Annotated in this window: 11 protein-coding genes; 5 read left to right on the top strand and 6 right to left on the bottom strand. The window is 70.8% G+C overall.

The window, feature by feature from the left end:
• Positions 1-79: 79 nt before the first annotated feature.
• Both ACQKIP_RS02540 and rsmI read right to left on the bottom strand, forming a co-directional pair.
• Complete coding sequence (locus ACQKIP_RS02540) at positions 80-529, bottom strand: hypothetical protein (RefSeq protein WP_427741974.1); 450 nt, start codon at positions 527-529, stop codon at positions 80-82.
• Positions 530-723: 194 nt separating this feature from the next.
• Positions 724-1,569, bottom strand: a complete 846-nt coding sequence (gene rsmI / locus ACQKIP_RS02545; protein ID WP_365866382.1) for a 16S rRNA (cytidine(1402)-2'-O)-methyltransferase — start codon at positions 1,567-1,569, stop codon at positions 724-726.
• A gap of 158 nt (positions 1,570-1,727) precedes the next feature.
• Here rsmI and ACQKIP_RS02550 point away from each other — a divergent pair, with 158 nt between their 5' ends.
• The 5 genes from ACQKIP_RS02550 to ACQKIP_RS02570 all read left to right on the top strand — a co-directional run bounded on the left by ACQKIP_RS02550 (position 1,728) and on the right by ACQKIP_RS02570 (position 8,625).
• Positions 1,728-3,476, top strand: coding sequence for a dolichyl-phosphate-mannose--protein mannosyltransferase (locus ACQKIP_RS02550; RefSeq protein WP_365866334.1), 1,749 nt, complete (start codon positions 1,728-1,730; stop codon positions 3,474-3,476).
• Between the two features lie 119 nt (positions 3,477-3,595).
• Positions 3,596-5,227, top strand: coding sequence for a penicillin-binding transpeptidase domain-containing protein (locus ACQKIP_RS02555; RefSeq protein WP_365866336.1), 1,632 nt, complete (start codon positions 3,596-3,598; stop codon positions 5,225-5,227).
• Positions 5,228-5,455: 228 nt separating this feature from the next.
• Complete coding sequence (locus tag ACQKIP_RS02560; RefSeq protein WP_365866384.1) at positions 5,456-7,102, top strand: penicillin-binding transpeptidase domain-containing protein; 1,647 nt, start codon at positions 5,456-5,458, stop codon at positions 7,100-7,102.
• Between the two features lie 141 nt (positions 7,103-7,243).
• Positions 7,244-7,777, top strand: a complete 534-nt coding sequence (locus ACQKIP_RS02565; protein ID WP_365866338.1) for a YbaK/EbsC family protein — start codon at positions 7,244-7,246, stop codon at positions 7,775-7,777.
• On the top strand, positions 7,774-8,625 hold the full coding sequence (locus ACQKIP_RS02570) for a DMT family transporter (RefSeq protein WP_365866340.1): 852 nt from the start codon (positions 7,774-7,776) through the stop codon (positions 8,623-8,625). The genes ACQKIP_RS02565 and ACQKIP_RS02570 overlap by 4 nt, the downstream gene beginning before the upstream one ends.
• A 39-nt stretch (positions 8,626-8,664) precedes the next feature.
• Here ACQKIP_RS02570 and ACQKIP_RS02575 read toward each other — a convergent pair whose 3' ends face one another.
• The 4 genes from ACQKIP_RS02575 to ACQKIP_RS02590 are packed head-to-tail and all read right to left on the bottom strand — an operon-like array spanning position 8,665 to position 12,455.
• Positions 8,665-9,828 (bottom strand): serine hydrolase domain-containing protein, encoded by a 1,164-nt coding sequence (locus ACQKIP_RS02575; RefSeq protein ID WP_365866342.1) that lies wholly within the window; start codon positions 9,826-9,828, stop codon positions 8,665-8,667.
• 35 nt (positions 9,829-9,863) lie between these two features.
• Complete coding sequence (locus ACQKIP_RS02580) at positions 9,864-10,628, bottom strand: energy-coupling factor ABC transporter ATP-binding protein (RefSeq protein ID WP_365866344.1); 765 nt, start codon at positions 10,626-10,628, stop codon at positions 9,864-9,866.
• A complete protein-coding gene (gene cbiQ / locus ACQKIP_RS02585) occupies positions 10,616-11,377 on the bottom strand; it encodes a cobalt ECF transporter T component CbiQ (RefSeq protein WP_344520595.1) in 762 nt (253 codons plus the stop codon). The genes ACQKIP_RS02580 and cbiQ overlap by 13 nt, the downstream gene beginning before the upstream one ends.
• A 1-nt stretch (position 11,378) precedes the next feature.
• Entirely contained in the window at positions 11,379-12,455 is a 1,077-nt protein-coding gene (locus tag ACQKIP_RS02590; RefSeq protein ID WP_365866347.1) for an energy-coupling factor ABC transporter permease, read from the bottom strand.
• Positions 12,456-12,631 lie beyond the last annotated feature (176 nt).

The raw sequence follows: 12,631 nt of genomic DNA on the forward strand, positions 1-12,631 counted from the left end.
CCCCGATCCTACGAAGGGACATCGGCCCGCCGAAAAGGACGACCGAGGGGACGACCGGCAGGGACGGCAGAAGAGGCCGTCAGCCCGCCTTGCGGTGGTGGAAGGGGTGCAGCAGCGCCGACAGATGCCAGTGGTGTCGCCCGGGCTCACGCGGTTCGGGCAGTTCCGCCGCCCCGTCCTCCGCCTTCGTGGCCCCCCGCGGCGCGTGATGCCGCTGCATCAGATCGAGCACCGACGAAACCTGCCCGGCCCGCATGATCCGTACGACATGCCCGCCGCAGTTCAGGCACGTCGGCCGGGTCAGGGGCGACGGCACATGGAGGCCGTCCGCCCGGTACATCACGAATTCCTTGCCCTCGCCGTCCACGTGATGCTCGATCTCGTACGACTGCTCCCAGCCGTGCCCGCAGCGCATGCAGGCAAAGGCGTACGACTCGTGAACGGTGTTTGCCGGGTGTGCCGCGGATATCGCGTCGGACGCCCTGGACGCCGTGGTGTGTTGACGACCGGTGTCGGCGATCTCACTCATGCCAGCTCCTCTTGTCCGCTGGACAAGCGCTGCCGGACCGGGTTTTCCTCCCGGCCGGAAGCGTGGGGACGGGTGCGTCCCCTTTGACCAGTGGACGCCTTTCCCGGAGCGAGCGCATCGGACCTGTCGACAGTTGAAGGCGATTTGGCCTTTCCATAGCCTTCAGGCCCGGTGAACGGCCCGCACTTTGCTTTTCACGATAGTCCTTTGCCCTCCGATGGGGCGCTTTGAGCCGCATTCTTTGCCGCTACCACCGCATCGAACACGTCCCGCTTGGGTAGCCCTGCTTCGGCCGCGACGGCGGCGATCGCCTCCTTGCGTCGCTCCCCCGCCTCCTCGCGCACCCGCACCCTGCGCACCAGCTCCTCGGGGCCCGGGTCACCGGGGCTTTTCTCGGGTGCGCCCTCGACGACGACGGTGATCTCGCCGCGCACTCCGTCGGCCGCCCACTGGGCGAGTTCCTTCAGCGAACCCCGCTTGACCTCTTCGTACGTCTTGGTCAGCTCGCGGCACACGGCCGCCCTGCGCTCTTCGCCGAACGCCTCGGCCATCGCGACGAGGGTGTCGTCGATCCGGTGCGGTGCCTCGAAGTAGACGAGAGTGCGACGGTCATCGGCCACCTCGCGAAGCCGCGAGAGCCGCTCGCCGGCCTTGCGGGGCAGAAAGCCCTCGAAGCAGAAGCGGTCCACCGGAAGCCCCGAGAGCGCGAGCGCCGTGAGCACCGCTGACGGCCCCGGCACCGCGGTCACCCGGATGTCCTTCTCCACGGCGGCGGCGACGAGCCGGTAGCCGGGGTCGGACACCGAGGGCATCCCGGCATCGGTCACGAGCAGCACGCGCGCGCCGCCGGCCAGCGCCTCGACGAGATCGGGCGTGCGCGCGCTCTCGTTGCCCTCGAAGTACGAGACGACCCGGCCGCCCACCTGCACGCCGAGCGCCTGGGTCAGCCTGCGCAGCCGCCGGGTGTCCTCGGCGGCCACCACATCGGCCGACTCCAGCTCGGCGGCGAGGCGCGGCGGTGCGTCCGCGACGTCGCCGATGGGCGTGCCCGCGAGGACGAGGGTTCCCGACGAGGGGCCTCCGGGGGACGGGTTTCCGGAGGGCCGGTTGCCGGGAGAATCTGCGCTTCCTGTCACTGTTCCATCCTCTCAGGAGCCGGGAGCGGGACTCACACAGTCGGGTTCCCTACGATGGCGCGGTGACCAGTACCGCGTCTTCCCCGGACACCCGCCAGGGCCAGGCAGCCGAGGAGCAGCAGCCGTCGTGGCAGCACAGGCTGCGCCGCTTCGGTTACGTGGCGCGGCCCACCGGGCCCACCTCCGACGTCCGGGCCCGGCTCGTGCCCGCGTACACCGCACCGAGCCCGCGGCTGTGGGCGTCGATCGGCATGCCCAAGCACTACGCCGACCTGCTCCTCCGGTGGTCGGGCTGGATCGGCCCCCTGCTGATCACGCTCGTCGCGGGGCTGACCCGGTTCTGGAATCTCGGCAGCCCGAAGGCCGTGATATTCGACGAGACGTACTACGCCAAGGACGCCTGGGCGCTGATCCACCGGGGCTTCGAGGTCAACTGGCCGGACAAGGTCAACGACACCGTCCTCCAGCAGGGCTCGGGCGTCACGATCCCGACGGACGCCGCGTACGTCGTGCATCCGCCGGTCGGCAAGTACATCATCGGCATCGGCGAGTGGATCTTCGGTTTCGATCCGTTCGGCTGGCGCTTCATGACGGCGCTGCTCGGCACGCTCTCGGTGCTGATGCTGTGCCGGATCGGGCGGCGGCTCTTCCGCTCCACGTTCCTGGGGTGCCTGGCGGGCGGGCTGCTCGCGGTGGACGGGCTGCACTTCGTGATGAGCCGCACCGCGCTGCTCGACCAGGTCCTGATGTTCTTCGTGCTCGCCGCGTTCGGCTGCTTCCTCATCGACCGGGACAAGGCGCGGGCGAAGCTCTCGGCGGCGCTGCCGACGGACGAGGACGGAATCGTCCGCGCCGACGCGTACGTCGCCGGGACACTGCGCCTGGGCCGGCGGCCCTGGCGCTGGGCGGCCGGTCTCTGCCTGGGTCTGGCGTTCGGGACCAAGTGGAACGGCCTGTACATCATGGTCTTCTTCTGCTTGATGACCGTCCTGTGGGACGTGGGCAGCCGCCGGGTCGCCGGCGCCGCGCACCCCTACCGCACGGTCCTCAAGCGGGACGTGTTCCCGGCGTTCGTCTCGACGGTGCCGGTGGCGATCGGCACGTACGTCCTGTCGTGGCTCGGCTGGATCCTCTCCCCGACGGACGGCACGGGCGGCTACTACCGCGACTGGGCGGCGACGGACGGCAAGGGCGGCTCCTGGACGCTCCTGCCGGACTGGCTGCGCAGCCTGTGGCACTACGAACACGCGGTGTACGACTTCCACGTGGGGCTCTCCTCGCCGCACACCTACCAGTCGAACCCGTGGAGCTGGATCGTCGACGGCCGCCCCGTCTCGTACTTCTACGAGTCGCCGCTGCCCGGCAAGGACGGCTGTCCCTCGGGAACCGCCGAGAAGTGCGCCCGCGAGGTCCTTGCGCTGGGCACTCCGATGCTGTGGTGGGCGGGGGCGTTCGCGCTGCTCTACGTGCTGTGGCGGTGGGTGTTCCGCAGGGACTGGCGGGCGGGCGCCATCGTGTGCGGGATCGCGGCGGGTTATCTGCCGTGGTTCATGTACCAGGAGCGGACGATCTTCTTCTTCTACGCGGTCGTCTTCGTGCCGTTCCTGTGCCTGGCCGTGGCGATGATGGTCGGCGCGATCCTGGGGCCGCCGGGGTCCACCGAGCGGCGCCGGGTCGTGGGGGCCGCGGCATCGGGCGTCCTGGTGCTCCTGATCATCTGGAACTTCGTCTGGTTCTGGCCGATCTACACAGGTCAGGCCATTCCCATCGATTCCTGGCGGGCCCGCATGCTGCTCGACACATGGGTCTAGACATTTGCCTGTACCGGACGCATAACAGCCCTCTCTTCCGTCACTTGCTCCCCTTAGGGTTCGGGACGTGCGACCTTCCCGAATTCATTCGGGAAGGCTCCTGGGGAGGGGAACGCGACATGCGTAAAGGGGTAAAGGTCACGCTGGTCGGCGGGGTATTCGCCGTCATGGTGGGGGGCGCCGGATATGGCGCGTACAACTTGGTGAACGGAGTGACCGGGGGCGGGGGTTCGCCCGGTGTGGGGCCCAAGACGGTGAAGGCGGGGCCGCCGACGAGCGGCGAGATAGGCGAGACCACGGAGAAATTCTTCGCCGCGTGGGCGAAGGGGGACGCCAAGCAGGCCTCGTACTACACGAACAACGCGGAAGCGGCGTCGGCGCTCCTGACCGGCTATCGCGAGGACGCCCACCTGACGAAGGTGAAGCTGACGCCGGGCAAGGCCACCGGGGCGGTCGTGCCGTTCTCCGTCGAGGCCACGGTGTCGTACAAGGGGAAGACCAAGCCGTTCGCTTACGACTCCGAACTGACCGTCGTCCGCGGCAAGACGACCGGCCGCGCGCTCGTCGACTGGCAGCCCTCGGTCGTCCACCCGGACCTGGAGCGGGACGACACCCTGGAGACCGGCGAGGCCGCGGCGCCGCCCGTGAAGGCCGTCGACCGGCACGGCCGGGTACTGGACAGGAAGGCCTATCCGTCGCTCGGCCCGGTCCTCGACCAGCTGCGGGCGAAGTACGGCGATCAGACGGGCGGCACCCCCGGCATCGAGCTCTACGTCCGGCACGCGGACGAGAACGCGGGCAGCGAGACACTCCTCACGCTCGCCAAGGGCAAGGCGGGGCAGCTCAAGACGACCCTGAGCGCGCCCGCCCAGCGGGCCGCCGAGCAGGCGGTGGCGCAGCACCCGGAGTCGTCCGTGGTCGCCGTGCAGCCGAGCTCCGGCGAGGTCCTCGCGGTCGCCAACCACCGCGAGGACGCGTTCAACGCGGCGTTCGAGGGCAAGCTGGCCCCCGGTTCCACGATGAAGATCGTCTCGGCGGCGATGCTCATCGACAAGGGCGTCACGAAGGCGAGCGGTCCTGCGCCCTGCCCGAACACCGCTGTCTGGCAGGGCCGGCAGGTCAGCAATCTCAAGGGGATGGCGCCGAACGAGGGCGCGACCCTTTCCGAAAGCTTCGCCCGCTCCTGCAACACCGCTTTCGTGAAGCTGGTCGACGAGGACGGCATCTCGGACGAGTCGCTCACCGAGGAGGCCCAGCAGGGGTTCGGCCTCGGGCTCGACTGGAAGGTGGGCGTCACCACGACCGACGGCTCGGTCCCGGCGTCCCCCGGCCCCGACCGCGCGATGAACGTCATCGGCCAGGGCCAGGTCCAGATGAACCCGCTCAACATGGCGTCCGTCACGGCGACCGCGATGACGGGAGCTTTCCGGCAGCCGGTCATCGTGGCCCGGGGCCTGGACGACCGTGAGCTGGCGCAGGCGCGCGGCCTGCCCGCGGCCACCGTCCAGCAGCTGCGTCAGATGATGAACCGTACGGCGGTCAGCGGCACCGGCGCAGCTGCCATGTCCGGGCTCAGCGGCAGCATCGGCGCGAAGACCGGCTCGGCGGAAGTCACGGGCCAGGAGAAGCCGAACAGCTGGTTCACGGGCTACCGGGAGGACGTGGCAGCGGCGGCGGTGGCCCAGGAGGGCGGCCACGGCGGCGACACCGCCGGCCCTATCGTGGCGGCGGTGCTTGCCGCAGGCAGTTGAGGCATGTGGTCGGGGGCTTCATGAAAGCCCCCTAGTGTGAGCCTTCCGGTGCGGAGCTTGGGGGCTCTGTGATCTGGGATCTGCGGAGGGTCAGTGGGTAAGCGAGGGCGCGCCAGCGAGCGCAAGGGCTTCAAGAGCATCACGGGCGCGGGGGTGGCGTCCGGCGGACCGGGCGTGCCGGGTACACCCGGTGCTTCCGGTGCGAAGCGCGGCAAGGTGCATCCCGGTGTGCTCGGCGGTGCTGCCGCCGTGGTCGTGTGCGGTGTGGGCATCGCCGCGTACAGCCTGATCGGCGGCTCGTCCGGCGACGGCGACGGGACGGTCGACGAGAAGCAGGTGGCCTCGGGCCCGCCGACGGCCACCGAGATCCGTGCCACCACCAAGGGCTTCCTCGCGGCGTGGGAGAAGGGCGACGCGGCAGGGGCCGCGGCGCTCACGGACGACCGGGCGGCGGCGAAGACCGCCCTCACCGCGTACGCCAAGGACGCGCACCTGACCGAGGTGAAGCTGGCGCCGGGCAAGCGGACGGGCGCGAAGGTGCCGTTCTCGGTCACCTCCACGGTCTCGTACGAGGGACAGAGCAAGCCGTTCGCGTACGAGTCCGAGCTCACCGTCGTGCGAAGAAAGGCCGACGGCAAGACGCTGGTCGGCTGGCAGCCCTCCGTCGTCCACCCGGACCTGAAGGACGGCGACCGCCTGGTCACCGGCGAGGCGGGAGACCCGCCCATCAAGGCGGTCGACCGCGACGGCGGCGAGCTGACCAAGGCGAAGTACCCCTCGCTCGGCACGGTCCTTGACAGCATGCGCGAGAAGTTCGGCGACAAGGCCGGCGGCAAGGCGGGCGTGGAGCTGCGCGTCGTGCGGGGGGACAGCGCGAAGGACGCCGAGAAGTCGAAGACGACGAAGGACGACGCCGAGGCCACGCCCGACAAGACGCTGCTCACGCTCTCGCCCGGCACCCCCGGCACCCTGAAGACGACCTTCGACGCCACGCTCCAGGCGGCGGCGGAGAAGGAGACGGGCAAGCGCAAGCAGGCTTCGGTGGTCCTGGTGAAGCCGAGCACGGGCGAGATCCTGGCGGCGGCCAACTCCAACCCCGGCGGCTTCAACACCGCCTTCCAGGGGTCGCTGGCCCCCGGTTCGACGATGAAGGTCATCACGTCGTCGCTGCTCCTGGAGAAGAAGCTCGCGGGGGTCGACAAAAAGCATCCTTGCCCGAAGTACGTGACGTACGGCGGGTGGAAGTTCCAGAACGACGACAAGTTCCAGATCAAGGACGGCACGTTCCGCGCGAGCTTCGCCCGGTCCTGCAACACGGCCTTCATCAGCCAGGCCAAGAAGCTCGAGAACGACTCCCTGACCAAGCAGGCGCAGGAGGTCTTCGGCCTCGGCCGCGACAACTGGTCGATCGGCGCCCCCACCTTCGACGGCGCGATCCCCGTGCAGAGCGACGCGCAGATGGGGGCCTCGCTGATCGGGCAGGGCGGGGTGCGGATGAACCCGCTGAACATGGCGTCGGTGGCGGCCACGGTGAAGTCGGGCACGTTCAAGCAGCCGTATCTGGTCTCGCCGGACGTCGACAAGCGCACGCTGGCGACGGCTCCCCGCAAGATGTCGGGCGCGACGGCCTCGGCGCTGCGGGAGCTGATGCACTACACCGCGGTCGCGGGGACCGCGGTGGAGCCCATGTCCGGGCTCGGCTCCGACATGGGCGCGAAGACGGGCTCCGCGGAGGTCGACGGCCAGAAGAAGCCCAACGGCTGGTTCACGGCGTACCGCGGTGATCTCGCCGCGGGTGCGGTGGTGCAGGAGGGCGGGCACGGCGGGGACTCGGCGGGGCCGCTGGTGCGGGCGATGTTCCTGGCGGACAAGTAGCCGCGGACCAGTAGCCGCGGACACATGGCCGCGGGCAGATAGCCACCGACAAGGAGCCGCCGTCCCGCACGGCGGGGCCGTCCGTCCGGTATACGGATACACGGTCGCGTGCCCGGTACACGGACCGCTAGCGTGCCGGGCATGAGCGCTACAGATTCCCCCGCTTCACCCGCTTCCCCCTCTCCCGCCTCCTCCGCAGCCCACCCCCGTTTCGCCGCGGCTCTGGGCGATCTCGGTCTCGCCGGGCTGGTCGGCGAGGTCCGCCGCTTCCCGGAGGCGACGCGCACCGCGCAGGAGGCCGCGGCGGCCATCGGCTGCGAGCTCAGCCAGATCTGCAAGTCGCTGATCTTCGCTGCGGACGGGGTTCCTGTCCTGGTCCTGATGGACGGCGCGTCGCGGGTCGATCTGGAGCTCGTACGGCGGGAACTGGGCGCGCAGAAGGTGACGCGCGCGAAGGCGGACGTCGTCCGGGAGACCACCGGGTACGCGATCGGCGGCGTACCGCCCTTCGGTCACGTGACCAGGACACGCGTCCTGGCGGACCGCTCGCTGCTCGGCCACGACGTGGTGTGGGCGGCGGCGGGCACTCCGTACGCCGTCTTCCCCATGGCGCCCCGGGATCTGGTCGACCACGCGAACGGCACCCTGGTGGACGTGCGCGAGCTCGCCAAGTGACGCCGCTGGTGGCGGCGGCGGTCCTGCTGGCCGCCGTGACGCACGCGAGCTGGAACGCGATCGCGCACCACATCACCGACAAGCTGGTCGGCTTCACCCTCATCTCGGGCGGCGGCCTGCTGATCGGTCTGCTCATCGCCCCGTTCGCGGCGATACCCGCGGCAGGCGCCTGGCCCTACCTGATCGTCTCCGCGGCGATCCACGTCGGCTACTACGCCCTGCTCATGAAGTCGTTCAAGCTCGGCGACTTCGGCCAGGCCTACCCGATCGCGCGCGGCACGGCGCCGCTGGTGGTGACGGTCCTCGCGGCGGTCTTCGCCGGCGAGGTGCCCGACAGCTGGCAGGCGGCGGGCGTCGCGGTCTCCTGCGCGGGCCTGACGGGCCTGGCCCTCTGGGGCATACGGGGTTCGGGGCGGCGCCCCGACTGGGCGGCGATCGGCGCGGCGCTCGCGACGGGCGTCTCGATCGCGGCGTACACGGTGGTGGACGGCCTTGGCGTCCGCGCCTCCGGAACCTCGATGGGCTACATCGCGTGGCTGATGATCATGGAGGGCCTGGCGATCCCGGTGTACGCGGCGTACCGCTGGCGCGGCGAACTGGTCGGCAGGCTGCGCCCGTTCGCAGGGGTGGGCCTTCTGGGCGCGGCCCTGTCGGTGGCCGCGTACGGCCTGGTCCTGTGGGCCCAGACCAAGGCGGACCTCGCGCCCATCTCGGCACTCCGGGAGTCCTCGATCATCGTGGGCGCGGCGATAGGCGCGATCTTCTTCAAGGAGAAGTTCGGGGCGCCGAGGCTGGTGGCGGCGGGCCTGATGGTGGCGGGAATCGGGTTGATGCTGCACGCGGGGTAGGGCACGCGGGCCCTGCGGGGCTTTCCTCTGCCCCGCCCTTCACACCAGCCCCCGCACCGCCCGCACCAGCGCCTGCGCCCGCGGGTCCGCCGTGACGCCCTTCGCCATCCCGTTGGTCACGTACCCGAACCCCACCCCCGACTCCGGATCGGCGAAGCCGAGTGCCCCGCCCCGGCCGGGGTGCCCGAACGAGCCGGGGCCCAGCAGGGGCGAAGCCCCGCCGTGCAGCATGTAGCCGAGGCCGAAGCGGGTGTTCACGACCAGGACGCGGTCGGGCCCCGAGGCCGCCTCCGCGCGGGCCGGCGCGACCGTGGACGGCGTGAACAACCGTGTAGCGCCGTCCACTTCACCGATCAGCGAGGCGTAGAAGCGGGCCAGAGCGCCCGCCGTGGCGACGCCGTTGGACGCGGGCAGGACGGCCGCCCGGTACGCCGGGTCGTTCTCGTCCGGCGCCGGGGTGATCGCGCCGAACGCCCGCTGGGTGAGCGAGGCGGGGTCCGCGTAGGCCTCCGCCACGGCCCGCTTGGGCCGCACCCTCAGGCCCCCGGCGGGAGCGGGGTCCTCGATCCGGCCGAGGCGCCCGGCCCGGCCCGCTTCCGCCTCCGGAAGGCCGATCCACAGGTCGAGGCCGAGCGGCCCGGCGATCTCCGAGGCGACGAACTCCCCGATGGACCGCCCCGTCACCCGCCGCACCAGCTCGCCGGTGAGCCAGCTGTACGTGTGCGCGTGGTACCCGTGCTCCTCGCCGGGCTCCCAGAACGGGGCCTGGGCGGCGACCACCGCCGCGCCGAGATCCGGGTCGAGCGCCTCCGACGGCGTCAGCGGACGGTCGAGGGCCGGCACCCCCGCGCGATGCGCGAGCACGTGCCGGACCAGTACCCGCTCCTTGCCCCGCGCCTTGAACTCCGGCCAGTAGGAACCGACGGGTGCGTCCAGGTCCAACTCGCCGCGCTGGTGCAGGAGGAGCAGGGCGGTGGCGGCCACGCCCTTGGTGGCCGAGCGCACCACCTGAGCCGTCCCGTGCTCCCAGTCCCCGCCCCCGTCCACGGACTTCGTGCCACCCCACAGGTCGACGACCGGGCGTCCGTCCCGGTACACGGTGACGGCCGCTCCGCGCTCGCCGAGATCGGTGAAGTTCCGTACGAAGGCGTCCCGGACCGGTTCGTATCCCTCGGCGACTGTCCCGTGCACATCAACGTCCATGACAGAACCAACAGCCGCTCACAGCCAAGGATTCCCTACTGGTTCGCCTTGACGGTCTTCGGATCGAAGCCGAAAGGCAGCTCAAGCCGGTGTGCGGCCATCAGGTCCTCGTTGCCGAGGAGTTCCCCCGTCGGCCCGTCCGCCGCGATCACGCCCTCGCTCAGGATCAGGGCGCGGGGGCAGAGTTCGAGTGCGTACGGCAGGTCGTGGGTGACCATCAGGACCGTGACGTCCAGCGAACGCAGGATGTCGGCCAGTTCGCGGCGCGAGGCCGGGTCCAGGTTGGACGAGGGTTCGTCGAGGACCAGGATCTCCGGCTCCATGGCGAGGACCGTCGCCACCGCGACGCGCCTGCGCTGGCCGAAGGAGAGGTGGTGCGGCGGACGGTCCGCGAAATCCGCCATCCCCACCTGCGAGAGGGCCTTGTGGACGCGGGCCTCCAGCTCCGGGCCGCGCATCCCCGCCGCCGCCGGACCGAACGCCACGTCCTCGCGCACCGTCGGCATGAACAGCTGGTCGTCCGGGTCCTGGAAGACGATGCCGACCCGGCGCCTGATCTCCGCCATGTGCTTCTTGCCGACCGGCAGGCCCGCGACGGTGACCGTGCCCGCGCCGCCCGTCAGGATGCCGTTGAGGTGCAGGACGAGCGTCGTCTTGCCCGCGCCGTTCGGGCCGAGCAGCGCGACCCGCTCGCCGCGGCCGATGGCCATGTCGACGCCGAAGAGCGCCTGGTGCCCGTCGGGGTAGGCGAAGGCGAGGCCGGATACGTCAAGAGAAGGGGCAGTGCTCACAGGGTCCATCCCAACAGACATACGACAAGTGCGGCGCCCGGCAGGGCAAAGGCGTACGTCCACTGCGCACGCGAGGCGGTGACCTCGTCGATCACCGGCATCGAACCGGCGTAACCCCGGCTGACCATGGCCAGGTGCACCCGCTCGCCCCTCTCGTACGAGCGGATGAAGAGCGCGCCCGCGGACTTCGCCAGGACGCCCCACTGCCGTACGCCCCGTGCCTCGAAGCCGCGGGACTCGCGGGCGATCTTCATGCGGCGCATCTCGTCCGTGATCACGTCGCCGTACCGGATCATGAACGAGGCGATCTGGACGAGCAGCGGCGGCAGCTTCAGGCGCTGGAGGCCCAGGAGCAGTGAGCGCAGTTCGGTGGTCGAGGCGAGCAGGACCGACGCCGCGACGCCGAGCGTGCCCTTGGCCAGGACGTTCCAGGCGCCCCAGAGGCCGTTGACGCTCAGGGACATGCCGAGTACGTCGACCCGCTCGCCCTCCGCCACGAACGGCATGAGCACCGCGAACGCCACGAACGGCACCTCGATGAGCAGCCGCTTGAGGAGGAAGGGGAGCGGGACGCGGGAGGCGTAAGCCACCGCGCCGAGCAGCACCGCGTACAGGCCGAAGGCCCACATCGCCTCGCGCGGCGTGGAGACCACCACGACCACGAAGCAGAAGACCGCCGCCAGCTTGGTGTGCGGGGGCAGCGCGTGCACCGGCGAGTGGCCGTGCCGGTAGAGGCGGTGGGCGTGGCCCGCTCCCATGTCAGGCGTTCTCCGACGCCGAGTCGGTGGCGGAAGCCGTGGACGCCGGGCCCGCGTCCGCCGTACGGCGGCGGCGCAGCGACCAGAAGACCGCCGTGCCCGCGACGACGGTGACGCCGACGCCGATCACGCCCGCGAGGCCGCCGGAGAGGCGGGCGTCGGTGATGTCCTTGACGCCGTAGTCGGCGAGCGGGGAGTCCGCGTTGGCGTGCTCCTCGGCCTTCTTGTCGATGCCCTTGTCGTGGGCGACCTTCTCCAGGCCGTCGGGGTTCGCCGACGCGTAGAAGCTGACGAAGCCGGCGAGGACGAGGGAGGTGACCAGGCCCGCGATCCACACCTTGCGGTGCGAGCGGGCGGCGGCGACGGGGGCGGGCTCTTCCGCGGCCGGGGCGTCGACCAGTTCGCCGCCGACCCGGAGCTTGAGCTTCTGGGTCAGGCCGCGCGCCCCGTACACGAGGTCGGGGCGGACCGCGATGACGGCGCCGACGGTGAGCGCGGTGATCGCCGCCTCGCCGATGCCGATCAGGACGTGCACGCCGATCATGGCCGTGGCGACCTTGCCGATGGAGACGTCGGTGGTGCCGCCGAGGGCGTAGAGGAACGTGAAGGCGACCGCGGCGGCGGGCACGGAGATCAGCGCGGCGACGAACGAGGACGCGGTGATCGAACGGCGGGTGCGCGGGAGGACCTTCACCAGGCCGCGGAAGGTGAGATAGGCCACGACGGTCGTGACGATCGCCATGTCCGTGATGTTCACGCCGAGCGCGGTGAGGCCGCCGTCCGCGAAGAGGACGCCCTGCATGAGCAGGACGACGGAGACGCAGAGGACCCCCGTATAGGGGCCGACGAGTATCGCGGCGAGCGCTCCGCCGAGCAGATGTCCGCTGGTCCCGGCGGCGACGGGGAAGTTCAGCATCTGCACGGCGAAGATGAACGCGGCGACGAGACCGGCGAGCGGCGCGGTCCGTTCGTCGAGTTCGCGCCGGGCGCCGCGGAGGCTGACGGCGACCGCTCCGGCGGCGATGAGCCCGGTGGCGGCGGAGACGGGGGCGTTGATGAATCCGTCGGGGACATGCATGCGCGCGCTCCTGGGCAGGACAGGAAGAAGGGCAGACAGAGCGGATCGCTCGTGAACCGTTCAATGATAGTGCCCTGTTGCGAACGGCTTGCAAGAGCGATGGGTACCCAGTTATCCCCGTCACACTCGGTCACACCTGGAGCGAGAATCCGAATATATGGGACATTAGAGGGCAT

The sequence above is a fragment of the Streptomyces sp. NPDC059900 genome, assembly GCF_050270335.1.
Taxonomy (GTDB): Bacteria; Actinomycetota; Actinomycetes; order Streptomycetales; family Streptomycetaceae; genus Streptomyces.

What these genes read in the sequence shown, in the direction of transcription:
- ACQKIP_RS02540 (WP_427741974.1), bottom strand. Translation starts at nt 529, where the DNA reads ATGAGTGAGATCGCCGACACCGGTCGTCAACACACCACGGCGTCCAGG.
- ACQKIP_RS02555 (WP_365866336.1), top strand. Translation starts at nt 3,596, where the DNA reads ATGCGTAAAGGGGTAAAGGTCACGCTGGTCGGCGGGGTATTCGCCGTC.
- ACQKIP_RS02565 (WP_365866338.1), top strand. Translation starts at nt 7,244, where the DNA reads ATGAGCGCTACAGATTCCCCCGCTTCACCCGCTTCCCCCTCTCCCGCC.
- ACQKIP_RS02575 (WP_365866342.1), bottom strand. Translation starts at nt 9,828, where the DNA reads ATGGACGTTGATGTGCACGGGACAGTCGCCGAGGGATACGAACCGGTC.
- ACQKIP_RS02580 (WP_365866344.1), bottom strand. Translation starts at nt 10,628, where the DNA reads ATGGACCCTGTGAGCACTGCCCCTTCTCTTGACGTATCCGGCCTCGCC.
- cbiQ (WP_344520595.1), bottom strand. Translation starts at nt 11,377, where the DNA reads ATGGGAGCGGGCCACGCCCACCGCCTCTACCGGCACGGCCACTCGCCG.
- ACQKIP_RS02590 (WP_365866347.1), bottom strand. Translation starts at nt 12,455, where the DNA reads ATGCATGTCCCCGACGGATTCATCAACGCCCCCGTCTCCGCCGCCACC.